General features: G+C 63.8%; 29 protein-coding genes. 17 read left to right on the plus strand and 12 right to left on the minus strand.

Annotated features, from left to right (window positions below; translation table 11 throughout):
- Positions 1 to 89 precede the first annotated feature (89 nt).
- Both FNV92_RS12415 and FNV92_RS12420 read left to right on the plus strand, forming a co-directional pair.
- Complete coding sequence (locus FNV92_RS12415; RefSeq protein WP_015685001.1) at positions 90 to 911, plus strand: helix-turn-helix domain-containing protein; 822 nt, start codon at positions 90 to 92, stop codon at positions 909 to 911.
- Between the two features lie 66 nt (positions 912 to 977).
- On the plus strand, positions 978 to 1,643 hold the full coding sequence (locus FNV92_RS12420; protein ID WP_143840758.1) for a DsbA family oxidoreductase: 666 nt from the start codon (positions 978 to 980) through the stop codon (positions 1,641 to 1,643).
- Position 1,644: 1 nt separating this feature from the next.
- Here the strand turns inward: FNV92_RS12420 and FNV92_RS12425 are convergent, their stop codons facing one another.
- The 6 genes from FNV92_RS12425 to FNV92_RS12450 all read right to left on the minus strand — a co-directional run bounded on the left by FNV92_RS12425 (position 1,645) and on the right by FNV92_RS12450 (position 6,833).
- Positions 1,645 to 2,814, minus strand: a complete 1,170-nt coding sequence (locus tag FNV92_RS12425; protein ID WP_143840757.1) for a GNAT family N-acetyltransferase — start codon at positions 2,812 to 2,814, stop codon at positions 1,645 to 1,647.
- Between the two features lie 162 nt (positions 2,815 to 2,976).
- On the minus strand, positions 2,977 to 4,416 hold the full coding sequence (ccoG, locus tag FNV92_RS12430) for a cytochrome c oxidase accessory protein CcoG (RefSeq protein WP_143840756.1): 1,440 nt from the start codon (positions 4,414 to 4,416) through the stop codon (positions 2,977 to 2,979).
- Between the two features lie 28 nt (positions 4,417 to 4,444).
- On the minus strand, positions 4,445 to 4,834 hold the full coding sequence (locus tag FNV92_RS12435; protein ID WP_143840755.1) for a DUF302 domain-containing protein: 390 nt from the start codon (positions 4,832 to 4,834) through the stop codon (positions 4,445 to 4,447).
- 40 nt (positions 4,835 to 4,874) lie between these two features.
- On the minus strand, positions 4,875 to 5,078 hold the full coding sequence (locus FNV92_RS12440) for a YgaP family membrane protein (RefSeq protein WP_143840754.1): 204 nt from the start codon (positions 5,076 to 5,078) through the stop codon (positions 4,875 to 4,877).
- Between the two features lie 28 nt (positions 5,079 to 5,106).
- Positions 5,107 to 5,550, minus strand: a complete 444-nt coding sequence (gene trxC / locus FNV92_RS12445; RefSeq protein WP_143840753.1) for a thioredoxin TrxC — start codon at positions 5,548 to 5,550, stop codon at positions 5,107 to 5,109.
- Positions 5,547 to 6,833: an NAD(P)/FAD-dependent oxidoreductase gene (locus FNV92_RS12450; protein WP_143840752.1), complete on the minus strand. Its 1,287-nt coding sequence runs from the start codon at positions 6,831 to 6,833 to the stop codon at positions 5,547 to 5,549. The genes trxC and FNV92_RS12450 overlap by 4 nt, the downstream gene beginning before the upstream one ends.
- 107 nt (positions 6,834 to 6,940) lie before the next feature.
- Between FNV92_RS12450 and FNV92_RS12455 the strand changes: the two genes are divergently transcribed.
- The 4 genes from FNV92_RS12455 to FNV92_RS12470 all read left to right on the plus strand — a co-directional run bounded on the left by FNV92_RS12455 (position 6,941) and on the right by FNV92_RS12470 (position 11,943).
- Complete coding sequence (locus tag FNV92_RS12455) at positions 6,941 to 7,240, plus strand: ArsR/SmtB family transcription factor (RefSeq protein WP_416377751.1); 300 nt, start codon at positions 6,941 to 6,943, stop codon at positions 7,238 to 7,240.
- A gap of 125 nt (positions 7,241 to 7,365) precedes the next feature.
- Positions 7,366 to 8,355: an efflux RND transporter periplasmic adaptor subunit gene (locus FNV92_RS12460; protein ID WP_143840751.1), complete on the plus strand. Its 990-nt coding sequence runs from the start codon at positions 7,366 to 7,368 to the stop codon at positions 8,353 to 8,355.
- Positions 8,352 to 11,576, plus strand: coding sequence for an efflux RND transporter permease subunit (locus FNV92_RS12465; RefSeq protein WP_143840750.1), 3,225 nt, complete (start codon positions 8,352 to 8,354; stop codon positions 11,574 to 11,576). The genes FNV92_RS12460 and FNV92_RS12465 overlap by 4 nt, the downstream gene beginning before the upstream one ends.
- 10 nt (positions 11,577 to 11,586) lie before the next feature.
- Positions 11,587 to 11,943, plus strand: a complete 357-nt coding sequence (locus tag FNV92_RS12470; RefSeq protein ID WP_143840749.1) for a carboxymuconolactone decarboxylase family protein — start codon at positions 11,587 to 11,589, stop codon at positions 11,941 to 11,943.
- A 79-nt stretch (positions 11,944 to 12,022) separates the two neighbouring features.
- Here FNV92_RS12470 and FNV92_RS12475 read toward each other — a convergent pair whose 3' ends face one another.
- A complete protein-coding gene (locus FNV92_RS12475; RefSeq protein ID WP_143840748.1) occupies positions 12,023 to 12,352 on the minus strand; it encodes a hypothetical protein in 330 nt (109 codons plus the stop codon).
- Positions 12,353 to 12,442: 90 nt separating this feature from the next.
- Positions 12,443 to 12,847, minus strand: a complete 405-nt coding sequence (locus FNV92_RS12480; RefSeq protein ID WP_143840747.1) for a hypothetical protein — start codon at positions 12,845 to 12,847, stop codon at positions 12,443 to 12,445.
- A gap of 203 nt (positions 12,848 to 13,050) precedes the next feature.
- On the opposite strand from FNV92_RS12480, the gene FNV92_RS12485 reads away from it, so the two are divergent.
- Positions 13,051 to 13,281 (plus strand): hypothetical protein, encoded by a 231-nt coding sequence (locus tag FNV92_RS12485; RefSeq protein WP_143840746.1) that lies wholly within the window; start codon positions 13,051 to 13,053, stop codon positions 13,279 to 13,281.
- A gap of 78 nt (positions 13,282 to 13,359) precedes the next feature.
- Positions 13,360 to 15,300: a pyrroloquinoline quinone-dependent dehydrogenase gene (locus FNV92_RS12490; RefSeq protein ID WP_334266095.1), complete on the plus strand. Its 1,941-nt coding sequence runs from the start codon at positions 13,360 to 13,362 to the stop codon at positions 15,298 to 15,300.
- Positions 15,301 to 15,376: 76 nt separating this feature from the next.
- On the opposite strand, the gene FNV92_RS12495 is transcribed toward FNV92_RS12490, so the two are convergent.
- On the minus strand, positions 15,377 to 15,619 hold the full coding sequence (locus FNV92_RS12495) for a PilZ domain-containing protein (protein ID WP_015685017.1): 243 nt from the start codon (positions 15,617 to 15,619) through the stop codon (positions 15,377 to 15,379).
- Between the two features lie 183 nt (positions 15,620 to 15,802).
- Between FNV92_RS12495 and FNV92_RS12500 the strand changes: the two genes are divergently transcribed.
- Positions 15,803 to 16,096, plus strand: a complete 294-nt coding sequence (locus tag FNV92_RS12500; RefSeq protein ID WP_015685018.1) for an HdeA family protein — start codon at positions 15,803 to 15,805, stop codon at positions 16,094 to 16,096.
- A gap of 120 nt (positions 16,097 to 16,216) precedes the next feature.
- Here the strand turns inward: FNV92_RS12500 and FNV92_RS12505 are convergent, their stop codons facing one another.
- The gene (locus FNV92_RS12505) at positions 16,217 to 16,681 is read right to left on the minus strand and encodes a PaaI family thioesterase (RefSeq protein WP_143840743.1); all 465 of its coding nucleotides are present in this window, start codon (positions 16,679 to 16,681) and stop codon (positions 16,217 to 16,219) included.
- Between the two features lie 204 nt (positions 16,682 to 16,885).
- Here FNV92_RS12505 and FNV92_RS12510 point away from each other — a divergent pair, with 204 nt between their 5' ends.
- Positions 16,886 to 17,182: a hypothetical protein gene (locus FNV92_RS12510; RefSeq protein ID WP_143840742.1), complete on the plus strand. Its 297-nt coding sequence runs from the start codon at positions 16,886 to 16,888 to the stop codon at positions 17,180 to 17,182.
- Between the two features lie 104 nt (positions 17,183 to 17,286).
- The gene (locus tag FNV92_RS12515; RefSeq protein ID WP_143840741.1) at positions 17,287 to 17,541 is read left to right on the plus strand and encodes a hypothetical protein; all 255 of its coding nucleotides are present in this window, start codon (positions 17,287 to 17,289) and stop codon (positions 17,539 to 17,541) included.
- A gap of 43 nt (positions 17,542 to 17,584) precedes the next feature.
- On the opposite strand, the gene FNV92_RS12520 is transcribed toward FNV92_RS12515, so the two are convergent.
- Positions 17,585 to 17,770 carry a hypothetical protein gene (locus tag FNV92_RS12520; RefSeq protein WP_143840740.1) on the minus strand — a complete coding sequence of 62 codons (186 nt, stop codon included), beginning with the start codon at positions 17,768 to 17,770 and terminating at the stop codon, positions 17,585 to 17,587.
- Positions 17,771 to 18,167: 397 nt separating this feature from the next.
- Here FNV92_RS12520 and FNV92_RS12525 point away from each other — a divergent pair, with 397 nt between their 5' ends.
- The 6 genes from FNV92_RS12525 (at position 18,168) to FNV92_RS12550 (ending at position 23,889) form a co-directional block, all read left to right on the plus strand.
- The gene (locus tag FNV92_RS12525) at positions 18,168 to 18,410 is read left to right on the plus strand and encodes a hypothetical protein (RefSeq protein WP_244623712.1); all 243 of its coding nucleotides are present in this window, start codon (positions 18,168 to 18,170) and stop codon (positions 18,408 to 18,410) included.
- 71 nt (positions 18,411 to 18,481) lie between these two features.
- Positions 18,482 to 18,739 (plus strand): DUF2798 domain-containing protein, encoded by a 258-nt coding sequence (locus FNV92_RS12530; protein ID WP_143840738.1) that lies wholly within the window; start codon positions 18,482 to 18,484, stop codon positions 18,737 to 18,739.
- Between the two features lie 933 nt (positions 18,740 to 19,672).
- Positions 19,673 to 20,761 (plus strand): recombinase RecA, encoded by a 1,089-nt coding sequence (recA, locus tag FNV92_RS12535; RefSeq protein ID WP_143840737.1) that lies wholly within the window; start codon positions 19,673 to 19,675, stop codon positions 20,759 to 20,761.
- A gap of 106 nt (positions 20,762 to 20,867) precedes the next feature.
- On the plus strand, positions 20,868 to 21,848 hold the full coding sequence (locus FNV92_RS12540; RefSeq protein ID WP_143840736.1) for a hypothetical protein: 981 nt from the start codon (positions 20,868 to 20,870) through the stop codon (positions 21,846 to 21,848).
- Positions 21,815 to 22,858: a hypothetical protein gene (locus FNV92_RS12545; RefSeq protein WP_244623711.1), complete on the plus strand. Its 1,044-nt coding sequence runs from the start codon at positions 21,815 to 21,817 to the stop codon at positions 22,856 to 22,858. Before FNV92_RS12540 ends, FNV92_RS12545 begins: the two co-directional genes overlap by 34 nt.
- 56 nt (positions 22,859 to 22,914) lie before the next feature.
- A complete protein-coding gene (locus tag FNV92_RS12550; protein WP_143840735.1) occupies positions 22,915 to 23,889 on the plus strand; it encodes a hypothetical protein in 975 nt (324 codons plus the stop codon).
- A gap of 227 nt (positions 23,890 to 24,116) precedes the next feature.
- Here FNV92_RS12550 and gcvP read toward each other — a convergent pair whose 3' ends face one another.
- Positions 24,117 to 26,984, minus strand: a complete 2,868-nt coding sequence (gene gcvP, locus FNV92_RS12555; RefSeq protein ID WP_168213735.1) for an aminomethyl-transferring glycine dehydrogenase — start codon at positions 26,982 to 26,984, stop codon at positions 24,117 to 24,119.
- Between the last annotated feature and the right edge of the window lie 15 nt (positions 26,985 to 26,999).

The raw sequence follows: 26,999 nt of genomic DNA on the forward strand, positions 1-26,999 counted from the left end.
TTGCGACCGAAGATGCGCGTGGCAGAGGTCGAATTCGATTACCTCGGGGGTAATGGAAGGGGTGAAATCCGCATGCTAGGTTTTCTGTCATGACCGCACATGCATCCACGGCACGCGCCGCACACAGCCAGCCGGTTCATATCGGCGATCATTTGCGTGAATGGCGGCAGCGCCGCCGCATGAGCCAGCTCGATCTCGCCGGCGAGGCGGAGATCTCCGCGCGGCACTTAAGCTTCGTCGAGACCGGCCGCGCCGCACCCTCGCGCGACATGGTGCTCAGGCTCGCCGAGCGCCTCGACGTGCCCTTGCGCGAACGCAACGTGCTGCTGGTCGCGGCTGGCTACGCGCCGGCCTTTCCGCAACGCCCGCTGGAGGATCCCGCTTTGAAATCAGCCCGTCAGGCGATCGACCTTGTCCTTCGGGCTCATGAGCCCAATCCGGCGCTGGCCTATGACCGGCACTGGAATCTGGTCGCCGCCAACCGCATGCTGGCGCCGCTGCTCGACGGCATTCCGCAGCGTCTGCTCGGCCAGCCCGTCAACGTGCTGCGGCTGGCGTTTCATCCCGAGGCCCTGGCGCCGCGCACGGTCAATCTGGCGGAATGGTGCGGACACCTGCTGGAGCGGTTGCACCGGCAATGCGAGGCGACGGCGGACTCGGAGCTGATCAAGCTCTACAGCGATCTGAAGAGCTATCCCATCCCGGCGCGCTCGGCGCCGCTGTCGAGCGACAATGTCGCGATCCCTTTCAAGCTCCGTCTTGGCGGTGAGATACTTAGTTTCTTTTCCACCACCATGGTGTTCGGAACCCCGGTCGATATCACCCTGTCCGAACTTGCGTTGGAGACGTTCTTTCCGGCGGATGAGCGCACCGCCGAGCGGCTGAAGCAGATGGCCGCAAATCTGGGCTAGCACCCTTGCCTCAGGCGGAGTTCGGCTTATCTTCGGACAAAACCGCACCACCCGAACGAGGCGCCAATGAGCACCCTTAAACCGCTCCAGATCGATGTCGTCTCCGACGTGGTGTGCCCTTGGTGCTATATCGGCAAGCATCGGATCGAGAGCGCGCTGGCGCTCGTGCCCGACGTTCCCGTCAAGCTCAATTTCCGTCCCTTCTTCCTCAATCCCTGGGTGCCTCGCGAAGGCATCAGCCGCGAGGCGTATCTCACCCAGAAGTTCGGCTCGGTCGAGGCCTATAAGGGCATTGCCGGCCGCGTGGTCGGGGCGGCGAGCGAAGAGGGCCTCATCTACCGGCCCGAGCTGGTCGCGCGCCAGCCCAACACGACCGATTGCCACCGCCTGATCCTCTGGGCCGAAGCGATCGGCAAGGCACCCGAGATGAAGCAGCGCCTGATGGAGCTCTACTTCCGCGACGGCGGCGACCTGACCGACGTCAACGTGCTGGTGCAAGCCGCTGCGGATATCGGCCTCGACGGCGACGACGTGCGCAAGCGCCTCGCCACCGACGAGGACGTCGCGCGCGTCTCGGCTGACGCGCAGGAAGCCGCCGAGAAGGGCATCTCCGGCGTGCCGACTTACGTGTTCGCGCAGAAGTATGCGGTGTCCGGCGCGCAGGACCCGAACCTGCTCGCCCGCGCCATCCGCGAGGTCTCGGCGGAGATCAACGCGCAGGCGGCAGAGTAGTCTATTTACGGAGCCGGTGCACCACGCGTCGCGCGGCTTCGTGAACGACGTTGAGGCCGCTCAGGGCCGCGTGAATTAAGCCCACGACAGGATCTTTCCGCCGTAGCGGAATCAGCACGTCACCGATGGCAAAGCGTCCGCGCCAGATCGGGTTGATCATGGGGTGATCGGCGCTCGCGGTGGAATCCGCGCTGGCGATGGCGGGATCGTCGCAGAGGTGGCGGGTGAGCTCGAGCGTGAGCTGTACGCCCGGCGAATATTTCGCAAAGCGCTCGTCGATGCCGAGCTTGAAGAAGAAGGCGCGGTCCTGGTGGCGCAGCACGATTCCAGCAGCCACCGCTGTGGTGCCCGTGCGCAAGGTCACGATCTCGCATTGCGCGGTCTCGGCGAGTGCCGGGACGGCGCGGCGGATGAAGGTCGCATCGCCCGCATGCTGGATCAGCGCGGTGCCACGCTTGCCCTTCCAGCCGCTGGCTTCGAGCTGCAGGAATGTTTCGAGTGCGGATCCGATCTCCTCGGGCCTGCGCGCAACCTCAAACAGGACGGGGCCGTGCTCTTCGAGGCGATGGCGCTGACGGCGGAGCTCCTTGACTCTTCTGGCGCCGAGCGCCTCGCGGAGCAGAGTCTCGCCATCCCGCGTCGCATCGAGGCTGGCGCGGATGTAGGAGGATAGCACGCGCGGCTTCAGGCCGTCGCGATCAAGAGCCTGGCTGAGCGCATTCATCGCCGCACCGTCAAGCGCGACATCGTTCAGAACGAGCGCATGGGCTCCGGCGGCGCGCGCCTGCTGCAACAGACGCGTGGCTGCCTCGATCGGGGCGTCGCTGTCGATGAGGGGGCTGCAGAGCGTGCCATAGGGATGCGCGCTCACCAGCGCGGGCACGGGGATCCTGCAGGCGCGCCACAGCGAGATCACCGGCATCAGCCCGATCAGCCGCGACGAAGATCCGTCGAATGCGGCAAGCGCCGATGCATCCGTGCGGCCACGCGCGGTGGCGCTGACGGCGAGCTCCCAGGCGGGCAGGTAATATCCGTTCGGCTCGATCGCGCGCTGCGCCAGCGCGCGCCATTGGCTCGGGTCGATGGAGCTGAGCGGGACGAGCGCGCGCGCCGCCGCGGCATCTCTTGCCGTTGCCGGATTGATCGCAGCCTCATGCGCGATATCGACCACGTCCCGTCGTCCCCGTTCACGCGGGCCAGGCCCGTGTTGCACGGCCATGTTTAGCGCAAAGATTGGAAAATACCGTTGGGACGCTGCTTTAATTCGAGCGGTAGTATTAACGTCTCATTCACCCTCCGGCGCCTGCCGCCGGAGGGTGAATGATTGTGAGTGCTACTGGTCGCCCGGTACGAAATGATCGCGGGCACCTGCGCGTCCGCCGCCGGCGGTGTCGATGATGGCAATGTCGATGTCACGTGAGGTCTTTGGCAGGTCGCTGGGGCCGACCTGCACCGACAGCCTGACTTCTCGGGTCTGATCCTGTCCGACCTCGATGATCGGCTTGCCGCCGGGGCTGGTTTCGACACCGGCGACGCGACTGATTGCGCCGGGCAGTCCGGAGACCTCGAGCGCAAACGATCGCTGCGCGCCCTTGTTGAGTATGCGGACGGTGTAGTCGTTGCGCACCCCGCCATCCGAGAGCTGGACGAAGAGGGGATTGCGCTCATGCAGCACGTTGACGTCCATCGTCGCGCGCGTGGCGAGCGTGTAGAGCATGATGCTGCCGACAATGGCGATGGCTGCGGCATAGATCAGCGTGCGCGGACGGATGATGCGGTAGATCGGCGCCTTGCCCTCGCGCCGGCGCTGCATGTTGATGTCGGTGTCGTAGCCGATCAGGCCGGCGGGCCGGCCGATCTCGCCCATGACGTTGTCGCAGGCGTCGATGCAAAGGCCGCACTGGATGCAGCCGAGCTGGATTCCATGCCGGATGTCGACGCCGGTGGGACAGACGTTGATGCATTGGTGGCAATCGACGCAGTCACCGGCGGGATCGCCGTGCGCACGGGCGGCATCCGCCTTCTTGACCGACATGCGCGGCTCGCCACGGTCGCGGCGATAGGTGACGTTGAGCGCCCATTCGTCGGTCAGCGCCGCCTGGATGCGCGGCCACGGACACATGTAGATGCACATCTGCTCGCGGGCGTGACCGGCAAAGACATAGGTCGTGGCGGTGAGGATGCCGATCCACAGATAGGCGATGAACGGGGCTTGGAAGGTAGCGAGTTCCTTCACCAGCGAGGGCGCGTCGGCGAAGTACAGCACCCAGGCGCCACCGGTCCACCAGGCGATCATGATCCAGAGAAAGTGCTTCAGCGCGACCTTCCGGATGTGATCGAACGTCCAGTAGCGCTTGTCGCCCTGCATGCGCTCGCGCCGGTCGCCCTCGACCCATCGCTCGACCGCGTAGAACAGGTCGGTCCACACCGTCTGCGGACACATGTAACCGCACCACAGCCGGCCGGCGACGGCATTCATCAGGAACAGCGTCATCGCGGCGATGATCAGCAGGCCGGTGAAATAGTAGACCTCCTGCGGCCACAGCTCGATGAAGAAGAAGTAGAAGCGCCGATGCGGCAAGTCGATCAGCACCGCCTGGTCCGGCTGGCCGGGCCCGCGGTTCCAACGCAAGAACGGAAGAAGATAGTAGGTCCCGAGCGTGACGCAGAGGATCGCCCATTTGATGCGGCGGAAAGGGCCGTGGACGGACTGCGGATAGACCTTCTTCCGTTTCTCGTAGAGAGGTCCCTCGATGAAGGTATCGTCGGTCATGGTCGGCCTCTGCATTCCTTGCGATGTCTCACGCAATCTCGGCGACGACTTGCTTCAGCAGCTCGCGAACCTGAGTGGCGACGGCACCGAGCTTCGGGTTCTCGATCGCCGCCATCGAAGCGACGGGATCCACCGCCGAAATCTCGACCTTGCCACCCTCGCGCTGCTGAACCACGACGTTGCAGGGCAGCATCGTGCCGATCTTGTCCTCGTGGGTCAGCGCCTGATAGGCGAGCTTGGGATTGCATGCCCCGAGGATGAGATATGGCCGAAACGCGACCCCGAGTTTCTTGTTCAGGGTGTCCTTGACGTCGATTTGGGTGAGCACGCCGAAACCATGGTGCTTCAACGCCTCGGTCGTGGCCGCTACCGCTGCGTCGAACGGCAGGTCGACCGTTTTCGAGAAGTGATAGGTCATGAGGTCTCTCCGTCGAACTGGGGGGCTTCTTGTCGCCGGCTCACGAGAACGCGCAGCCGCCGCGCAGGCCGAGCTTCTTGAACACGATCGCAGCGGGACAGAAGCCCGTGAACGAGGCCTGCAACATGTTTAGCCCGGCGAACGCCGTCAGCAGGTACCAGTACGCATTCACGTAGGTCCCCAGTGCGAGTCCGAGCAGGACGACGAAACCTGCGAAGGCGAGAACGGCTTTGTCGATATTCATGGCATGCTCCTATTGAAGGGTTACGGTCCTAAGAACCTGTCAGGCCAGCCTGGGTCCAGGCGACGATGCTGCGCGCATCCATCGCGCCGGCGTGGCGGGCGACCTCCCGGCCGCCACGCATCAGCAGCAGAGTGGGGATCCCCGTGATGTTGAGACGCGACGAGAGGCCTGGCGCATTTTCGGAGTTGAGCTTCAGCAGCCGCACCTTCGGCTCGAGCTCGCGTGCAGCGCGCTCGTACATGGGCGCCATGGCGCGGCAGGGCCCGCACCACGGTGCCCATACATCGACCAGGACCGGGATTTCGCTGTTCGCGACGTGACGCTGAAAACCTTCCGCGTCGACCTCGATCGGATGGCCGGTGAACAGAGCCTGGTGGCATGCACCGCACCGTGCGGCTTCCGGCGCGCGTTCGACGGGCAGGCGGTTGGTCCGCCCGCAATGCCCGCAGACGATCTGGCATGTCTCACTCATGTGCTAGTTCGAACCTCCCTGATCTTGGCGATGTTCAGCCTGTCGAGCACGAATCGTTCATAGAACGGCTCGCTCTCGCCTCGCCGCATCTTGCGAATGAAGTATTTCTCGAAGGCCACCTTCGCATAATGAACCCACTCGCCCTTGGACGACCAGCTGACGTTTCGCGGCGGGATCTGCGGCTGCGCAAGGAACGCGACGCCGGAGTCTCCAAAGTCCGCAAGACAGATCGCGTTCAACGTCGGCTCCGTCTCGGGTTCCTTGCCGCGAAGCAAGGCGCCGATGTTCATCGCAGTCGCCGTTACCATGGACTCGATCATGAAGCCGGTCTTCGGCACGCCGACGGGCACCGCCGTCGCGCCGACCGGCGCGATCGCCACACAAACCCCGACGGCGAATACATTCTGATAGGTCGGGTTACGCTGGTGTTTGTCCACGATCACGAAGCCGCGCGGATTGGTCAGCCTTTCGATGCCACGCACCGCCTCGACACCGCGAAAGGCGGGCAGCATCATCGAATAGGCAAAGGGCAGCTCGTGCGCCTTGTGAGCGGTACCGTTCTCGGCGAGTTCCTCCACTGACATCATGCCGGGCTCGACGCCGTCCACGCGTGCGTTGGTGATCCATTTGATGTGCTTTTCTCGCATCTCACCTTCGAGCAAGCTCTTGGTGTCGCCGACGCCATCCAACCCGAGATGGCCGATATAGGGCTCCGACGTGACGAAGGTCATCGGCACCTTGTCGCGCAGCCTGCGGCGGCGCAACTCGGTCTCCAGGATGAAGAGGAATTCGTAGGCCGGCCCGAAGCAGGAGGCGCCCTGGACCGCGCCGATCACGACAGGGCCCGGATTGGCAGCGAGCTTTTCAAACGCTTCGTTGGCACGGGAGGCGTGATCCACGTGACAGATCGATTGCGTGTAGCCTTGCGGACCCAGGCCCGGGATTTCGTCAAAGGCAAGCTCAGGGCCTGTTGCGACGACCAGGTAGTCGTAGTCGATCGAGGTGCCGTCGGCGAGATCGATGCGATTCTCGGTCGGATGCACGCGCTTGGCGCCCTGTGTCAGCAGGCGGATACCCTTACGCTTCATGATCCCTTCGAGATCAATCTCGATCTCGTTTTGCTTGCGCCAACCGATTGCTACCCAGGGATTCGATGGAACGAAGTGATAGACGGCGCCCTGCGAGATCACGCTCAGGCGATCGTCCTTTCGCAACTGTGGTAGCAATTCATAGGCCATCAGCGTTCCGCTAAGCCCGGCTCCGATTACGACGATTTCTGCCATGGGGACCTCCGTTGAGCATGATCGCCGGTTCAGTCCCGGCCGTTCTGTGCTTGACGATATATTCGTAGTTGCGTATATACGCAAGTATGAAAATAAATAGCGAGATCATGGAGCGAGCGGCCGATCAGGCGAGCGAGTTGCTGAAGGCGCTATCGAGCCGGCACCGGCTTTTGATCATTTGTCAGCTGATCGACGGCGAACGATCGGTCGGTGAACTCGCCGAATTCCTGAGCCTGCGGGATTCGACGGTCTCCCAGCATCTTGCGCTCCTTCGCAGGGACGGCCTGGTGTCCGCCCGCCGGGACGCGCAGACAATCTTCTATTCGATCGCAAGCGAGCCGGCGCGTGAGGTGCTTAAGACGCTCTATCAGGTATTTTGCGCACCGAAATCCGCAAGAACGAAATGAAAGTTACGAGTGATCGCGTGGCGGCGCCTTGAGCGAGATCAACGCCTCACCCTGTAAGACCGATGAGATGACGGAGGCGCACCGTGCGGCGGTGTGACGGTTCCATGTTTACGCGGATAAGCCTTATGCGACCCTTGGGAATTCTGGTCGCGCTCGCGGCCGCCACCTTGCAGGCCAGTCTTGCGAAGGCGGAAACTTTGACGGTGGCGCGGCACGTCGTCACCGACGAGAAGGCCGTCTTTGCCACTGTCGAAAGCATCAGCGTGGTGCCGGCTCGCGGGCGCATAGGCGGAACGGTGGTCCAGCTCCACGTCAAGGAGGGGGATCGCGTGACCGCAGGGCAGGCGATCGCCACCATCGGCGACGAGAAGCTCGGCCTGCAGATGAAGTCTCTGGATGCGCAGATCGAGGCGCTGCAGGCGCAGGCAAACCAGGCGCAGATCGATTTCACCCGGATCGAAGGTCTGGTCGAGCGCGGCACGCTTCCGCGCGTCAAGCTCGACGAGGCCCGGACCGCGCTGAACGTGGCGGAGAACGGTCTGCGCGCCAAGACCGCCGAGCGTGCCGTGATCAACGAGCAGCTGAACCAGGGTCAGGTGCTGGCACCGACAGAGGGACGCGTGCTGAAGAGGCTCATCACGATTGGTTCTGTCGTATTGCCAGGTGATCCCATCGTCACGGTCGCGCAACAGAACTTCAAATTGCGCTTGCGGGTGCCGGAGCGCCATGCGCGCCGTCTCAAGGCGGGCGACAAGGTTCGCGTCGACGGCGCGGAGCTTGGCGGCGAAGCCGCCAAGTGGGGCGTTGTCGATCTGGTCTATCCGCTGATCGAGGAAGGACGGGTCATCGCGGATGCGACGGTCGAAGGGCTCGGCGAATATTTCGTCGGCGATCGGCTCCGGGTGTGGATCTCCGGTGGCGCGCGGCCGGCTTTCATCGTTCCGGCAGGCTACGTGACGACCCGGTTCGGCATCGACTACGTGCGGCTGCAGAAAGGCGGCGGGGTGATCGACGTGCCGGTGCAGCGCGGTCCGGAATTGCCGACGCCCGCGCTTCCCGACGGACTTGAGATCCTGTCCGGCATTCGCGCCGGCGACCAATTGGTGCGGCCGTGAATCTCGGATTCTCGGGGAGGCTCACCAAGGCGACGATCGCATCGCCGCTGACGCCGCTGTTTCTGATCGCAGCGTTCGTCGTCGGCCTGATCGCGGTCATCGTGATTCCGCGCGAGGAGGAGCCGCAGATCAGCGTCCCGATGGTCGATATCCGCGTCAACGCCGACGGCTTGCGCGGACCCGACGCGGTCGAGCTCGTCACCAAGCCGCTCGAGGCAATCGTCAAGGGCATCGACGGCATCGAGCATGTCTACAGTCAGACCGAGGACGACCGGGTGATGGTCACCGCGCGGTTTCTGGTGGGCACCAAGGCAGAGGACGCGATTCTCCGCGTCCATGAGAAGATTCGAGCCAATCTCGATCGCATCCCGGTTGGAATTCCCGAACCCTCGATCGTCGGCCGCGGCATCAATGACGTCGCTGTGACCGTCTTGACACTTTCACCGAAGCCGGAAGCCGCCGAACGCTGGACCGACAAGGATCTGTTCGAGCTTGCCGACAAGCTGCGCTCGGAGCTCGTGAAGGTCGACAGCATCGGACTGACCTACATTTCCGGCGGCGCGGCGCAGCAGATCAGGGTCGAGCCAGATCCGGAAAAGTTGTCGCTGTTCGGCGTCACGCTGCAGCAGCTCGTGGCCAAGGTTAAGGACGCCAATCGCTCGTTCCTGGCCGGCCAGGTTCGCGATGCCGGCATCGTTCGCAATGTCGCCGCAGGCCAGACGCTCGCAGGCATTCCCGATATTGGCCTGCTCCTGATCTCGACCCGTGACGGACGGCCGGTCTACGTCAAGGACGTGGCGAGCGTCATCATCGGTCCGAATACGATCGAGCACCGGGTCTGGAATGATGCGCGGGACGAGAAGGGGCAGTGGGCCCGGGTGCCCGCGGTCAGCCTCGCACTCGCCAAGCGCGCCGGCGCCAATGCGGTGGTTGTGTCTGCCGATATCAATCACCGCCTGGAGGGATTGAAGGGGCGTCTCATCCCCGAGGATGTCCAGGTAACGGTGACCCGCGACTATGGCGAGACCGCCAACGAAAAGGCCAACGAACTTCTGTTCCACCTCGGGCTCGCGACCGTCTCGATCGTCGTCCTGATCGCGATCGCGATCGGCTGGCGCGAAGCGTTGGTGACCTTCGTCGTGATTCCGACGACGATCCTGCTGACGATGTTCGCCGCCAACCTGATGGGCTACACCATCAATCGCGTCAGCCTGTTCGCGCTGATCTTCTCGATCGGCATCCTCGTCGACGACGCCATCGTCGTCGTCGAGAACATAGCGCGGCACTGGGCCATGCGCGACGGCCGGCCGCGCCTGCAGGCGACCATCGAGGCCGTTGCGGAGGTCGGCAATCCCACCGTCGTCGCGACGCTGACCGTGGTCGCGGCGCTGTTGCCGATGCTGTTCGTGTCGGGGCTGATGGGCCCTTATATGGCGCCTATTCCCGCCAACGCGTCGGCGGCGATGCTGTTTTCCTTCTTTGTCGCCATGGTGGTCGCGCCGTGGCTGATGATGAAGCTGGCGCCGAAGGGCGAAATGACGTCCGCGCATGCAGCGCATGATGAAGGACGGCTGGGCCAGCTCTACCGACGCATTGCCACGCCGATCGTGCGCAGCCGGCGTTCTGCCTGGATATTCCTGCTCGGCGTCGGCATCGCGACCCTGTTGTCGATGGCGCTGTTTGCGACCAAGTCAGTGACCGTCAAGCTTCTGCCGTTCGACAACAAGTCCGAGATCGCCGTGATGGTCGACCTGCCGGAGGGCGCAAGCCTGGAGGCGACCGAGCGCACCTTGTTCGGCGCGGCCGAGATCGCCCGGCAATTGCCGGAGGTCACCTCGTTGCAATCCTACGCCGGCACACCGGCTCCCTTCAATTTCAACGGCCTGGTGCGGCATTACTACCTGCGTGAGAGGCCTGAGTTCGGTGAAGTGCAGGTCAATCTGGCTGCGCGTGGCGAACGCAAGCGTGCGAGCCATGAGATCGCGCTCGAGCTGCGCGAGAAGCTGAAGGCGCTCGATCCGCCCAAGGGCACCAGCATCAAGGTGGTCGAAGTGCCGCCTGGGCCGCCCGTGCTTTCTACGATGCTCGCCGAGGTCTATGGTCCCGATGCCGCCACGCGCCGCGCGGTCACGGCCGAGCTCAAGGGGGTCTTCGCGGAAGTGCCGTTCATCGTCGATGTCGACGATTCGATCGGGGAGAAGCGGCCGCGGCTGCGGCTGTCGATCGACCAGGACCGGCTCGAATTCTTCGGCGTCGAGCAGCGCGACGTCTATGATACCATACAGGCGCTGTTCGGCGGCACCTCGATCGGCTACTCGCATCGCGGCGAGGACCGCAACCCGATCGAGATCGCGGTACATCTGCCCAAGCGCGACCTGGTCTGGGGCGAGGCGCTGGCCTCGACGCCGGTGCCCGCCAACACGGTGCCCGGCAGCAAGACGGTGGTCGAACTGGGCCAGGTCGTAAAAGCGACGATGGAGGAGGGCTCGCCGACGATCTTCCGCCGTGACGGGCGTTTCGCCGACATGGTGATGGCCGAGCTTGCCGGGCGCTTCGAGGCGCCGCTGTACGGCATGCTTGCGGTGGCGGACCGCGTCGAGGCCCATGATTGGGGCAATCTGCCGAAACCGGCGATCAGTCTACACGGGCAGCCGGTCGATGAGTCGCGTCCGACGCTGTTGTGGGACGGCGAATGGGAAATCACATGGGTGACCTTCCGCGACATGGGCGCGGCCTTCGGCGCGGCCATCCTAGGCATCTACGTGCTGGTCGTCGCCCAGTTCAAGAGCTTCCGTTTGCCGCTCGTCATCCTGACGCCGATTCCGCTGACCTTGATCGGCATCCTCGTCGGGCATTGGCTGCTGGCTGCACCGTTCACGGCGACGTCGATGATCGGCTTCATCGCGCTCGCCGGCATCATCGTGCGCAACTCGATCCTGCTGGTCGACTTCATCAGGCACAGCGGCGGAGACGGCAAGTCGCTTCGCGAGGTGGTGCTGGAGGCCGGCGCGGTCCGCTTCAAGCCCATCCTGCTGACCGCACTTGCGGCCATGATCGGCGCAGCGACCATTCTGCTCGATCCGATCTTTCAGGGATTGGCGATCTCGCTGCTGTTCGGGCTTGCCTCGTCGACGCTGCTCACCGTGCTGGTGATTCCCGCGATCTATATCGCCCTGCGCGCGCCGCGCGAGGCGACTTCGACCACAGTCAAACCCGGCTAGCGAGGGCCCGATGGACAAGAACTACGTTGATATCACCAGGAATATCTCGGCCAACCTGAAGAAGCTGCGGAGCGACATTCCCGACACGATGAAGGGATTTGCGATGCTCGCGCAGGCCGCGACGCGGGACGGCGCGCTGGACAAGAAGACAAAGGAGCTGATCGCGCTTGCGCTCGGTGTCGCCGCGCATTGCGACGGCTGCATCGGCTTTCACACCGAAGCGCTGGTCAAGCTCGGCGCGACGCGCGAAGAAGTCGAGGAGGCGCTTGGTATGGTCGTTTACATGGGCGGCGGCCCGTCGCTGATGTATGCCGCGGATGCGATCGTGGCTTACGAGCAGTTCCAGCAGCAATCGGAAGCCGCCTGACGTTGGTGATGTTCTTCGATCAAGACGGCAGGACCGGGCGAGTTGTCTCGTCCGGTCCTGCCCATCATGGACTCAACGATTACCCGCGGTCGCCGACACCGACGCCCACGCTGACGCCGGGGGCGCGAATGCCGACGCCGCCGCGCGGACCATCGTCCCAGTCGCGATGGCTGCGGCGTTCGTAATAGCGCTCGCGCGGCATGGTGTTATAGGAATCGCGCACGATCACGCGCGCGCCGCCGCGCGTCCGATAGCAATTGCCGGCGTCATCGCATACGAGCCGGACCTGCTGAATGAGATCGGGACTGGTGTATTCGCTGGTCGTGTAGATATCGGCGGCCTTCGCGGCGCTCGCCGCAGCGAGAGCTCCAACACCGGCCAGCAGTGCAATCGTCAACGTCCTCATCATGTCCTCCTCCGAAACTGCCCTATGCCGGTAACAAGAATGCGAGGAGGCGATCGTTCCCGGCTGGGTGCATGTTTTTCCCGGAACAGGGCGTCAGATCGGCTCGTAGGTCTCCGACCCGCAGATGTCGTCTGCTTCCGCGCGACGGCGATCGACCACCTTTCCGGCCGATATCGTCACGATGTAGGTCTGGGTGCCGAGCGCGGTGCCGGTGGCGGAGGTGAGCTGCGCGCGGACGCAGGCCGTCCAGCCCGGTCCGCGCACCTCTCGGTGGGGCGGGGCGACGTGTACCTCACGCGGATAAGACGTCGTGACGAAGACCACGTCGATCTGCTCGCGCACCAGGCGTTTGACATCGGGAGCCGGTTCTGGCGGCTGCTGCTCGGCCTCCTTCAGGCGCATGAACTCAGGAACCGGCGCGCGGCTGTCGGCAAAGCCACAAGACGCCAGTGCCAGCGCGGCGGCGATCAGCGCCGCATGAGCAACAATCCGCAACATCCGTGAAGGTCCCCTGCGGGCCAACAGATAGGCAAGAATGCGATCTGGCGAAGTCCCGGCTGATCAAGATTTGCTGAAGGCAAGTCTTGCTGAAAAGACAGTCTTGCTGAAAAGGCAGTCTTGCCCCGGATACGGGACCCCGCGATCTTTGCTATTACCGGATTGCAGGCTAGTTTGTACCCCAGACGAGGGGGATTGCGCCAATGAGAGTTTTGGTCATAGCGGCCGCACTGCTGGCACTGACGGTCGTGTCGGTACAGGCGCAGGGCCGAGGCAGAGGCCAGCCGAACGAAGGCGCGCCCAAGGCGGAAAACAAGCCCAGGGTCGACGAGAAGGCCTACAAGGCCGCACTCGAGCGCATTCCCGAGCCCAAGGAGAAGTACGACCCTTGGAGCGGGGCGCGTCCTGCCGAGCCCGTCAAGAAACCGAAATAGGCGAGGCGGGCGTTGGCGACCCGCCCGTGCTGTTCGGCCGTTGTCCTCGCGCTTCTCCTGCTTGCGTCATGGCCGTGCGTGGCCTGGGACAGCTGGGGTGGCGATGCCGGCGGCTCGCGCTTTTCGCCCTTGCGGGAAATCACGCCCGACAATGTCGGTCATCTGGTTCGGGCGTTCGAATTTCACACCGGCGATCTTGCGGCCCGCCCGCCCGAGTTGATGCGGAGAACCAAATTCCAGGCGACGCCACTCTTCGTCGAAGACAGCCTGATCTTCTGCACGCCCTTCAACGAGGTGATTGCACTCGATCCCGGCACCGGCGTGCAGAAGTGGCGCTTCGATCCGAAGATCGCCACAAATCAACGTCCCGCCAATCGCTATGTCTGCCGCGGCGTGACGTACTGGATCGACGATGAGGCGCCTGCGAATGCCGCCTGTCGATCGCGCATCTTCATGGGTACCAATGATGTTCGTCTGATCGCGCTCGACGCGAGGACCGGTGCGCCCTGTACCGGCTTCGGCGAGAATGGGCAGATCAAGCTCGATATCGGCACGGCACTGGAATGGCCCGGCGAATTCCAGATCACCTCACCGCCGGCCGTTGGCCGCGGTGTCATCGTGGTCGGCTCCGCGATCGGCGACAACCGCCGCGTCGACGCGCCGAACGGCGTGGTGCGCGCGTTCGATGCGCGCAACGGTCAGGCGCGCTGGACCTTCGAGCCATTGAAGCGCGACGGCATCGAGGCTGGTCATGCCAATGTCTGGGCGCCGATGTCGGTCGATGTGGCGCGCGGGCTGGTGTTCCTGCCGACATCCTCGCCGTCGCCGGACTTCTGGGGCGGCAAGCGGCCGGGCAACAACGAGCACGCCAATTCGGTGGTCGCACTGCGCATCGAGACCGGCGAACTCGTGTGGGCATTCCAGACCGTGCATCACGACGTCTGGGATTACGATCTGCCGGCGCAGCCGACGCTGACGCGCCTCGATACCGGTGACGGCCAGCGCGACGTGGTGATCCAGCCGACCAAGCAGGGCTTTGTCTTCGTGCTCGACCGGGACACCGGCAAGCCGGTGTGGCCGGTCGAGGAGCGCGCGGTGCCGCAGGGCGGCGCGGAAGGCGAACGGCTGTCGCCGACGCAGCCGTTTCCGACGCATGTGCCGGCCCTGACGTCGCAAACGATCTCGACCGACGATGCGCTCTCGCTGCTGCCCGGGCTGCGCCGCACCGCCTGCGAAGAGCAGTTCGCGGGGGCGCGCAACGAGGGGCTGTTCACGCCGCCCTCAACGCAGGGCACGATGGAATTTCCGTTCACGGGCGGCGGGGTGAACTGGGGCAGCGCTGCGTTCGATCCGCTCAATCAGATTCTCTACGCCAACACCGGCCGCGCCGTTCATCTCATCAAGCTGATCCCGCGCGCCGAGGCCGCCGGATTCAATCCGCCGCCCGGCCACGATTTCGGCCAGCAGCGCGGCGCGCCGTTTGCGATATCGCGCGCGGTGATGATGTCGCCGCTCGGATTGCTCTGCAACAAGCCGCCCTGGGGCGAGATGGTCGCGGTCGATCTGAAGGCCGGCAAGATCATCTGGCGTGCGACGGTCGGGACCACCGAGGACCTCGCGCCGCTCGGCGTGCCGCTGCCCTGGGGCGCGCCGCTCGTGAACGGGCTCGCGGTCACCGCGGGTGGTCTCGTCTTCACCGGTGCGATGGACGCCTATCTGCGCGCCTTCGATGCGCGGAGCGGCAGGGAGCTGTGGCAAGGCCGGCTGCCCGTGCCCGGCGTCGCCAATCCCATGACCTATCTCTGGAAGGGCGAGCAATATGTCGCGATCGGAGCCGGCGGCCATTCCGAGGCGGGCACTTCGATCGGCGACAGCGTCGTTGCGTTTCGTCTGGCGCGGCCGGGCGAGGGGCCGTCATTGTGGTCGCGCACGATCGATCGTCCGGGCGGACGATTTTTTGCGAAGGCCTCACTAGTCGCGTTCGCGATCGTCGTGCTTGTGATCGGGAGCCTTCGCTGACGCCATCGACGTCGTATCGGACGAACATAGCACTGCATCGCGCGCGCGTTGCGAACGCGCATTCACACCGTGTGTACTACTGTACGAAAGCGAGGCCGATGCGTCTGTCGCTGCGCCAAACGGCACGGCAATTTTGCACGAAATTGTCGCGCGCGATCGACAGCGTGAACGATTGCGGCAATGTGACGGGGCCTTCGAGGTCGATCGCCGCGCCGCTGGACGACATATTTCGCACCGTGCACGCGATACCGCTGTTCTCAAAAATGATCTTTCCACCCTTGAAAACACGGTGCCGCTGCGTTGCACGCTTCTCGATCATTCGCGTTAATCCATAATGACGTTTGTGAAATAGTGCATAGAAATTACGTTGAACTAAACTCAATACTGGCGCTACTTGCGCAGCGCTTCAGACTTCGTTTACGACGTTGAAGCGGCGAGTCACTCCGCCGACTTTCCCCGCAAGCCTTTTCTTTTATGGCGTCCCGCGCCGATGGAGATACTGATGAAGACCACGCTTTCGCTTCTGTTCGCCGCAGCGTTCTCGCTGTCGTCGATGCCCGCCCATGCCGTCAAGTGGGACCTCTCGACCATGACCTGCAAGCAGTTCCTCGAGAGCGGAGAAGACAACATCGCGGTCGTGCTGACCTGGATGGACGGCTGGTACAAGGGCGACGAGGACAACGCGATCATCGACACCGAGGTGTTCATCGATAATGCCAAGAAGTTCGGTGCCTATTGTGGAAAGAATCCGACCGTCAGCGTCGTCACCGCGGCCGACGAAATTCTGGGCAAGTAATTCTTCAGGCGGCCCGACGCGCGGATGCAATCGCGCTTCGGTCTCTCGCTTCGATGCGATCGTGATGGAGAGCCGCGGTGCGCTTTGCGCTCGCGCGGCTCTCGTTTTTTAGGATGATGTTCAGCCCGGCAACATCGCGAATGCGCTCGACACCATCGCAACTGGCTTGTTGTCATTGGCGGAGAGCAGCGTAACGCGGCCGAAGCTCATGGTGCGCCCGAGCCGCACCACGCGGGCGTCGGCGAGCACGTCGGAGGAAGAGACCGCGCGCATGAAATGCGTGGTCTGGTCGACCGTGGTCATCGGACGGTAGCCGCGATTGGCAGCGAGGTTCGCGATCACCATCGCGGTGTCGGCGAGCGCCATCAGTGCCTGGCCGCAGACCACGCCGCCGTTGCGGCACAGGCGTTCCGAAAACGGCATGCGGAGCAGCGCGCTCGGCTGCCAGTCCGGCATATCGGCCGGCTGCACGTGCTCGATGCGCTCGACGGTGAGGTTGAGATCCTGGACCCATGGCGCGAAGACCTCGCCGAGGATGCGCCTGGCCTCGGTGATGCCGAACTCGGCTTCTGGCTGCGATGGCATGGCTGTCGTTTCCCCTGTGTTGCCGGATGTTGCGGCCATCTTGCGCGGATTGCCGCGGCAAAGTCACCCGGTCTTGCGCCGGTCGGTCGGCTTGAAAATGCCTGACTTCGCCCGATATGGTGCAGCGGATGCGGCCCTCGGCGGGCGTTTGACAGGGGCGACCAGGCGCGGTTGATCGCCCCTGATGGACCTAAGGAGTACATGATGAAGCTTTTCCGTATGGCGGCGGTGCTGCTGGCCGTGCTGGCGGGTCCTGCCTACGCGCAAATGCCCAATCTCAATTTGCTGCAGGACGGCCCGAGCAAGACGCCGGAAGAGAAGGCCGCGGAAGCCGAGCGTGACAGGGCCTACAAGGAAACGCTGAAGAAGATTCCGGATTCCAAGGCGTCCAACGATCCCTGGGGCGGCATGCGCTCCGATCCGCCGAAACCGTCGGCTGCACCGAAGGCGTCAGCTGCAACCAGCGCGCCGAAGAAGAAAACCGGCGCGACCCCCAATTGATCGTATCGTCCGATCGGAGGCGGTTGACGCCTCCGGCCGGGACTCCTCTTCGTCCGGTCCGCGCCCTACATTCTTGAATGCGTGTTGCGTAGTGGAGGTACGGGATGGTCGATCGTCCGCGGGATCTCGCCGAGCGGATGGCGCGCCGGCGCAAGATGGGCGGCCAGCCGGGCGAAAGCCGCGGCGACGGTTATCTGCGCGAGACTTTCACCCTGCCGCGCGAGGCGGCGCGGGCGAGGGCGCAGGCCTTCTTCGCCCGCTACCCCAAGGCGGGTTATATGAGCGCGGTCGAGGCTTGGCGCGAACTGCCTGGCGGCGAGATCGAATTCACCATGCGGCGACTGCCCAGCGCGGACTAGGCGTTTGACCGGCGACGCCGCCGCCGATCCCGGTTCTACGGGGTCAAGCCTTCTGACCGATGGCCCGCAACTCCCGATCGATGCGCAGCTGCACACGGCGGATCGCCAGCAGGTCGATCTTCGTCTCGGTCTTGCCCGTCTTGGTCTCTTCACCGATGCGGAACTGCCACTGCCAGATGCCCGGTATGGCGGTCTTGGCGACGGTGAACTCAACGCCCCTGTGATTCATGGTCACCTCCACGATTCACTTCCATGATCGCAAACATGTTGTCACAATATTTCCGCGACAAGCGAAATTTCCGCGACAAGCGAAATCTGCCGGTGACCCATGGATAGGTCATCGGAATCTGGAAATCGCGAGTGGTTCGAAACAAACGAAATTGGATTCCGAAAGGCGACAGGCTTGCGGAGGCTGCGCCACGGGAGTCGCACGAGGCGACATCGCCGCCGCGGGAACTCTGTTCAGGGTGGGAGAACCACGGACGGCCTACGGCGTTCACACCGGTTCCAGCGTGGTGCGAAGCGAGCAGGAGTGGTCGACACTTTTCCACTTTTGCGTGTCATCCGTTTACGCTCCTGCTATTGCCGACGGGCGGCGCGAGCGCGACATCGTGAATGAGGACGGCGTGAACTGGCTGAGACATATTGTGCTGCGCTGGGGTGCACGGAATATCTCGCTGGCCTGTCCTCGCTGCCGGCATCCGGCCTCCTCGTCCACGTTCAGGCGCGGGCGGTTCATGCTCGGTGACGAGGAGCTCGTCTGCGAGGCGTGCGGCGAGAGCAGCGTCGTCACGTTCTGGCGTTTCGAGGGATTGTCGTGCTGCGCCGAGGCGATGCCGCGCGCGCCGGTGACCAACCTGCGACGCTGACCGACGCCTGCGATGCGAGCGGCGGCACGTGCCTTGCTTGACCTGATGCCGGTCAGCAACAAGGGCGCGTCATGCTCGGCATTCCCCGCCGCTACAGTCATTTCGTCTTCGGCATCATCCAGTCCGGCCTGACCTCGCTGATCGCGGCGGGCATCGCCAGCCTGCCTGCAGGCAGCGCGCTGGTCTTCCTCGGGCACTGGATGGTGTCGTGGCTGATCGCATGGGCCACGATGCTGCCGATCGTGCTGCTGGCGGCGCCCGCGATCCGCGCCTTCTCGCTGCGGCTGACGCGAGAGGAGAGGGCGCCGTGCGCCAGCCGGCAGGCATGAAAAAACCCGCTTGGGGAGAGCCAAGCGGGTGAGAGAGTTATTGGAGGCTGAGGTGCTGGGCTGCAACACCATAGCCAGAGAACACTAGCCTGCCCGGCTTACGACAGCCTGACAGGCCGGCCGATCGAATCCGCGCCGCAAGCCAAAAACCCCGCTCGGGGCAGAGCGGGGTCCTCAGGCTGGTATGGAGACCCGATGTTGGTCCACCGGGCGGGCGAAGATTAGGGGAGCAGGCTTACGGGTGCCTGACGGCGACTCAAAGCCGCGCCCGAGAGGCCGCAGACTGGCCCCGCACACGTCCCAATTTGGCCATCCGATCGCACGACTGGAGCCACAGCCGCGGGTGAGATTTCACACCGTCAGGCGCAGCCATGGGGGAAACGTGGCGCGCCGGCAGCGGGGTCGCATCATGGACAAGGTAGAGCGGTCGTTCGCCGCCGCGACGGCGGTTGGCTTTGTGGTGCTGGTGATCGGCATCGGGTTGCTGGCGCTGATGTAGGCGCAGCATGGTTGCAACGTGTGGGACTGCCATGCCGCGCGGTCGCGCGCCACCGCAGCCGCGGAAACATCGAAAACAACCCCATGCACAGTAGGTCGCCGAGGAATTTAGCTGCGCCGTCAATGGCTGGCTGAAGGTGTCAAAATACCAGCAGACCGCTCCTCGGCAGCCCTATTGGATATTGATCGGGTCGAGAGGAAGGTGGAGTTCTGTGGCCCGCTCCCGGCGATCCTTCTGGCGGAATTCGTTTTCCTTCAGTTCGAACTTCGCCATCTCCCCAAGCGCTGCCGCCAGCAGCTGATTCCACCAGCGCCGTTATCCGCAAAAGAACATATTGCGAACTCGGAACAAATAGGGTACATTGTTTTTGTCGACGACCCGCCGCGCCAGCCGTTTGTCCCCCTAGCGAATCCCCGCCATAAGGAGCACGACCCATGTCCACCACTGCCCTGCGTATCGTCGAAGGATCCTCCATGGACAAGACTAAAGCCCTGGCTGCCGCGCTCTCCCAGATCGAGCGCCAGTTCGGCAAGGGCTCGGTGATGAAGCTCGGAAAGAACGATCGCTCGATGGATGTCGAAGCGATCTCATCGGGTTCGCTGGGGCTCGATATCGCGCTCGGGATCGGCGGCCTGCCGAAGGGGCGCGTCGTTGAAATCTACGGGCCGGAATCCTCGGGCAAGACCACGCTGGCGCTGCACACGGTGGCGGAGGCGCAGAAGAAGGGCGGGATCTGTGCCTTCATCGACGCCGAGCACGCGCTCGACCCGGTCTATGCGCGCAAGCTGGGCGTCAACATCGACGAGCTGCTGATCTCGCAGCCGGACACCGGCGAGCAGGCGCTGGAAATCTGCGACACGCTGGTGCGCTCGGGTGCGGTGGACGTTCTGGTGGTCGATTCGGTCGCGGCGCTGGTGCCGAAGGCCGAGCTCGAGGGCGAGATGGGCGACGCGTTGCCGGGCCTTCAGGCGCGATTGATGAGCCAGGCGCTGCGCAAGCTGACCGCCTCGATCAACAAGTCCAACACCATGGTGATCTTCATCAACCAGATCCGCATGAAGATCGGTGTGATGTACGGCTCGCCGGAAACCACGACAGGCGGCAACGCGCTGAAATTCTACGCTTCGATCCGCCTCGATATCCGCCGCATCGGCGCGATCAAGGAGCGCGACGAGGTCGTCGGCAACACCACCCGCGTCAAGGTGGTGAAGAACAAGCTGGCGCCGCCCTTCAAGCAGGTCGAATTCGACATCATGTACGGCGAGGGCGTCTCCAAGATGGGCGAGATTCTCGATCTCGGCGTCAAGGCCGGCATCGTCGAGAAATCCGGCGCCTGGTTCTCCTATGACAGCCAGCGCCTCGGCCAGGGCCGCGAGAACTCGAAAGCGTTCCTGAAGGCCAACCCCGACATGACCGCCAAGATCGAGACCGCGATCCGCCAGAACTCCGGCCTGATCGCCGAGCAGATTCTCGCCGGCACTCCCGAGCGTGATGCCGACGGCGAGGAGCCGGCGGACGAGTAAACCCTTAACGCGAAGAGTTTTTCGCGAGGAGCGGGCGCTGAGGACGTTGAGTTGCCGACGTCTTCGGGGCCCGTTTCGTTTTTCGTTGGAGTGATCAGGTGGTGCGATGAAGCGTCTGATCTTGACCAGTTCGTTCGGAAGTGATCTCGCCAAATCGGGGCTGGCCGAGATTGCAGTCTTCTTCGCTTTCCGTTTCGTGTGGGGGCCGCTGCCTTCGCCGGAATATTTCGCAGCTTATTTCGGAGCGCAGTCAGGGACGCTCAAGCCGGGCGATCATTGGTCGGATTGGGCGAACGTCTGGCCTGACGCCTTCAAGGATCTCAGAAATTTGCCTTTTGCCGATTTTTGCAAACGCTATGACGAGATTGAACTATGGTTTGAACCGAGCCCGGACGACCAATTGCAGCTGATTTGGTTGCTCGACTATCTGGATTCTCGGCCTGAACTGCTGCAAAAGCTCCGATTGCGCCTGTTGGCGGACGATCTGTTCGAACTGAGGGACAAGAAGTTCGGGCCGTCGCGCGTTCCCGTGGTGGCGGTCACGGCCAGCGAACTCGCGACTGCGAAGAGCGCATGGCGGGCCTATTGCGCGCCGACACCTGAGCCATGCGCCAATCTCCTTCGCGAAGATCTCAGTGCATTGCCAATGTTGGGGCCGGGGTTGTTCGCGCTATTGGCAGAGCTCCCATCTCCTTCGACCGGGCTTGGTGCAACCGAGATGCGGTTTCTGGAGCTTATTGCAAGAGGATTTAAGCTCACGAATGCCCTGTTCCACTTGCGCTCGCTCCGGCGCACATTTGTGTTTCAGGAATTTGAGTTAGGATGGTTGCTTCAAGGATTGGCACACGGTCCGAGGCCCGCGGTGGCAGGGCTGGACGACGCACTGCGTGCAATAGCCCAGGAAAATTTCAGGGATCGCCACGCCGCTTACCTTCGCAGCGAGTTGTCGTTGACCGAGTTCGGCAAAGCGGTCCTGGCCCATCAGGAGGATTTCAGCGGCCACAATTCGATCGATCGCTGGTGGGGCGGCACCCACCTGACCAACGATCGGCTGTGGCGCTGGGGCTCTGTTTTGACGAAGCCTTGAAGCGTGCGGCGATGACGCGGCTTGTTCTGACAACAGACTCCTCCGCTGCCGGCGCCCTTGAACAAGCCGGTCTCGGCGATCTCGTGCTCGCGATCGAGCGGCGGCTTGTGTGGGGCCCGCTGCCATCCGGCGCAGAACTTGAAACATTCTTCGCCCCACGTACGACACAGCCACACGGCCTTCATTGGCTGGACGATACGCCGCGATGGCACCTCCAAGAACCGGGGGTGAAGGATCACGGACTCATCGAGCTATTCTCGGACTGTGACACTGTCGAGTTGTGGATGGGGCCTGATCCAAATGCGCAATTGATCCTGCTCTGGCTGCTCGACCATTGTCGCAGTGAAGGCGTGGCGGTTTCCGAGTTGGTGATGCGTCGTCTCGACATCACCGTTGGCGATATCGATCCGCAGCGGCTTACTGAGCTCGACCAGCAAGCTGTCAAGTTGACGCAGGATCACCTCGAACTGGCCAGTCGCGCGCGGCGAGCCTATCGCGCGCCAACGCCTCGGGCGGTGAGCGAACTCCTCAATGACGATTTGAGTATGCTGCCGCAGCTTGGTCGATGCTTGCTGGATCTCCTGGAAGAGCTGCCGGACGTCACCACCGGTCTCGGAGCCACGGAGACGCGGTTGCTTGAGTTGGTAGCCCCCGGCAACGTACAACCCTTCAACGTCTTCCCTCGCCATGACACACCCGACGCGCGCCGCGTTTTTGATTACTGGGAAGTCGGCGCGCTGCTGGATGGGCTCGCGCGATGTCCAGTGCCGGCCGTCGCGGGGCTGGATGAGGGGCCATTCTCGCTCGACATGCATAACGATGCTTCTCGTCACGCCCGATACAAGCAGTCCCACTTGTCGCTCACCGATTTTGGAAAGGCTGTGCTGGCGGGCTCAGAGGATTTCGGCCGTCACAACCCGATCGACCGCTGGTGGGGCGGCACCCACCTGACCAACGATCGGCTGTGGCGCTGGGACGGCCAAGGCCACTCACTGGTCGCGCCTGCCTAATGCGTGCTTACGACTGAAAAGGTTCCTGTATTGCGTACCAGTTTTAAGAGGCGATCGTGTCGCATCTGATCCTGACCACCAACCATCTTGCGGCAGCCACGCTTCGGCAGACCAGATTGGCGGACATCGCGCTCGGCTTCTGCACGCGTTTCGTGTTCGGCAAGCTGCCTTCCGCCGAACAGCTTTTGATGGGGCTGGAGCGGCGGTCGGAAAAGCACTGCAATCAGGGCGATCACTGGCTTGATGATGTTCGTCGAGACTGGCTGCACGGTTTCGGGACGCGCGATATAGGTTTGTTCGAACTGTGCGAAAAATTCGACTCGATCGACGTGTGGGTCGATCCCCAACCGAGTGACCAGTTCGCGCTCGTCTGGCTGCTAGACCTGCTTCGCCCCTACAAGGAGATCACGACGAAGCTGAGCCTTGTGCACACGGATGACCGTGTTGTGGACTATGCCGCCGAGTCCGTCGCAAAATGGAAGTTGCCGGTCTTCAAGGTCGTCGACAGTCATCTGGTGGCGGCAAGCCGCGCCTGGCGCGCCTATCGGGCTGAAACGCCAAAATCCTGTTTCGATCTATTGATGACGGATCTGATGATCTTCCCGAGACTTCGATCGGCGTTGATCGCGCTTCTTGAAGAGCTTCCGGACAGCGTGACGGGTCTGGGTGCCACCGAAATGGACATGCTTGGCTGTGTGAATGAAGGGCACACCGACCCCGAATACATCTCCGAAGCGAGGTGGTATCGCGATGTGTTCGACGGACGCGACGCGCAAGATGCCTTGATCGAACTGGCGGAGCATCCGGCACCGCCCGTTCTGTTGGGCGATCCGGCGTTCGACAATGAGGATCGCTACTTCGGCAGAAGCGCGTGGAATGTCACGCTCACTGATCTCGGACGTTCCCTTGTCGCCCGGGAAGACGATATGTGGCGCCACAACCCAATCAAGCGCTGGTGGGGCGGGACCGAACTGACCAACGAACGGCTCTGGCGTTGGGATCGCAAAACCCGGTCGTTGATTGCGCCATAGACTGTCCCTTGCTCCGCTACGCGAGTGAATATGGCGAAACGTGGCGGAAGCTCGCTTGCGGCCATCCTTCGAGACGCCCGCCTGTGGCGGGCCCTCAGAGTGAGAACGGACGGCGTGACAGCGGTTGGGTGGGCAAAGGCGCGCAAGCGCCGTGCCCACCATATTTCAACGCGCACGAAGGTGGTGGGCACGCTTCGCTTTGCCCACCCTACGAAACGACGAAGCCTTTACTCCGCGGCTTCCGCGTAATCGCCGACCGGCGGGCACGAGCACACGAGATTGCGATCGCCATAGACGTTGTCGACGCGCCCCACGGGGCTCCAGTATTTGTCGGTGCGCGAGGTGCCTGCGGGGAAGCAGCCTTCGCTGCGGGTGTAGGCGCGGCTCCAGTCGTCGTCCGCGATGTCGTGCACGGTGTGCGGGGCGTGGCGCAAGGGCGAGGCTTCGATCTTGAAGCGGCCGGCCTCGACCTCGGCGATCTCCTTGCGGATCGCGATCATGGCGTCGCAGAACCGGTCCAGCTCCGCCCTGGATTCCGATTCGGTCGGCTCGATCATCAGCGTGCCCGGCACCGGGAAGCTCATGGTCGGCGCATGGAAGCCGTAGTCGATCAGGCGTTTTGCGATGTCGTCGACGGTGACGCCGCTCGTCGCCTTCAGCGGACGGGGATCGACGATGCACTCATGCGCGACGCGGCCCTTCTCGTTCTTGTAGAGCACCGGGAAGTGCGGATCGAGGCGCGCTGCGATGTAGTTGGCGTTGAGGATCGCGATTTCGGTGGCGCGCTTCAGGCCGTCGCCGCCCATCATCAGGATGTAGATGTACGAGATGGTCAGGATCGACGCCGAGCCGAACGGCGCGGCCGAGACCGGACCGACCGGCGCGTCCGCCTGCGTTGAGGGGTGGCCGGGCAGGAAGGGCGCAAGATGGGCCTTGACGCCGATCGGGCCCATGCCGGGGCCGCCGCCGCCATGCGGGATGCAGAAGGTCTTGTGCAGGTTGAGATGGCTGACATCGGCGCCGTAATCGCCGGGCCTGCTGAGGCCGACCTGCGCATTCAGGTTGGCGCCGTCGAGATATACCTGGCCGCCATGGCCGTGGACGATGTCGCAGATCTCGCGGATGTGCTCCTCGAACACGCCATGCGTCGAGGGATAGGTGATCATGACCGCGGCCAGATTCGCCGAGTGTTGCTCCGCCTTGGCGCGGAGATCGTTGACGTCGACGTCGCCGTTCTTCTCGCAGGCGACCACCACCACGTCCATGCCGGCCATCGCGGCCGAGGCCGGGTTGGTACCGTGGGCGGAGGAGGGGATCAGGCAGATCTTGCGGTGAGTCTCTCCACGCGCGGCGTGATAGCCGCGGATCGCAAGCAGGCCGGCATATTCGCCCTGCGCGCCGGAGTTCGGCTGCAGCGAGATCGCGTCATAACCGGTGATGTCGCACAGCCATTTTTCCAGCCGCGCGAACAGCGCGTGATAACCCTTGGCTTGCTCGCGCGGGACGAACGGATGCAGGCTGCCGAATTCCGGCCAGGTCAGCGGCATCATCTCGGTGGTCGCGTTCAGCTTCATGGTGCAAGAGCCGAGCGGGATCATGGCGCGGTCGAGCGCGAGGTCGCGATCACTGAGCTTGCGCATGTAGCGCAGCATCTCGGTCTCCGAGCGATGCGCGTGGAATACCGGATGGGTGAGGAAGGCGGTGGTGCGCTTCAGCGCCTCCGGCAGCACCTCGCGCGTGGTCGCGTCGATCTCGGCATAGGAAAGCGTGCCGCCGAAGGCGCGCCAGACCGCCTCGACCGTCGCGGGCGTGGTGGCCTCGTCGAGCGCGATCCGCAAGTGCGTCTCACCGACGCCGAGATTGATCTTTTCGGCGGCGGCGCGCGCGACGATCTCGGCGCGCTTTGCCCCGGCGTCCACGCTGATCGTGTCGAAGAAGGATTCGCTGTCAGGTTTAAAGCCGAGCTTGCGCAGGCCGGCGGCGAGCACGGCGGTACGGCGATGTACATTGCGCGCGATCTGCGTCAGGCCCTCGGGGCCGTGATAGACCGCATACATCGAGGCGATCACGGCGAGCAGCACCTGCGCGGTGCAGATGTTGGAGGTCGCCTTCTCGCGGCGGATGTGCTGCTCGCGGGTCTGCAGCGCGAGGCGATAGGCGGGCGCGCCGCGGGAGTCCACGGAGAGGCCGACGATGCGGCCGGGCAGCGAGCGCTTCAGCGCATCACGCACCGCCATATAGGCCGCGTGCGGTCCGCCGTAGCCCATCGGCACGCCGAAGCGCTGCGCCGAGCCGATGGCGATGTCGGCCCCGAGCTCGCCGGGCGAGGCGAGCAGCGTCAGCGCCAGCAGATCGGCCGCGACGATCGCGAGTGCGCCCTTGGCCTTCAGCGCGGCGATCGCGGGCCGGAGGTCGCGCAACGCGCCCGAGCTTCCAGGATATTGCAGCAGCGCGCCGAGCACGTCGGCCTTGTCGAGATCGGCGAGGGGATCGCCGACGATCAGGGTCCAGCCCAGCGGCTCCGCGCGGGTGCGCATCACGGCCAGCGTCTGCGGATGCACGTCCTTGTCGACGAAGAAGGCTTTTGCTTTCACCTGCGAGTGGCGCTCGGCGAGCGCCATGGCTTCGGCGGCGGCGGTGGCTTCGTCCAGCAGCGAGGCATTGGCGACGTCGAGCCCGGTGAGGTCGCAGATCATGCTCTGGAAGTTGAGCAGCGCCTCCAGCCGGCCCTGGCTGATCTCGGGCTGGTAGGGCGTGTAGGCCGTGTACCAGGCCGGATTTTCCAGGATGTTGCGCTGGATCACCGTGGGCAAGATCGTGCCGGAATAGCCTTGGCCGATCAGCGAGGTGAAGACCTGGTTCTCTCTTGCGAGGTCGCCCATGTGCGCGATCGCCTCGGTCTCGCTGAGTGGTTTGCCGAGATCGAGCGGGGCGGCCTGCCGGATCGAGGCCGGCAGCGTCTCCGACATCAACGCGTCGACGGTCTTGGCGCCGACGGTTTCCAGCATCGCGGTGACATCGCGCGCGGAAGGGCCGATGTGGCGGCGGACGAAGGAGGTGGCGGTGTCGCCGTTGGATTTGCGGTGCGCGGTCATCATGGGTCCTCGCTT

It is taken from the genome of Bradyrhizobium cosmicum (genome assembly GCF_007290395.2).
Taxonomy (GTDB): Bacteria; Pseudomonadota; Alphaproteobacteria; order Rhizobiales; family Xanthobacteraceae; genus Bradyrhizobium; species Bradyrhizobium cosmicum.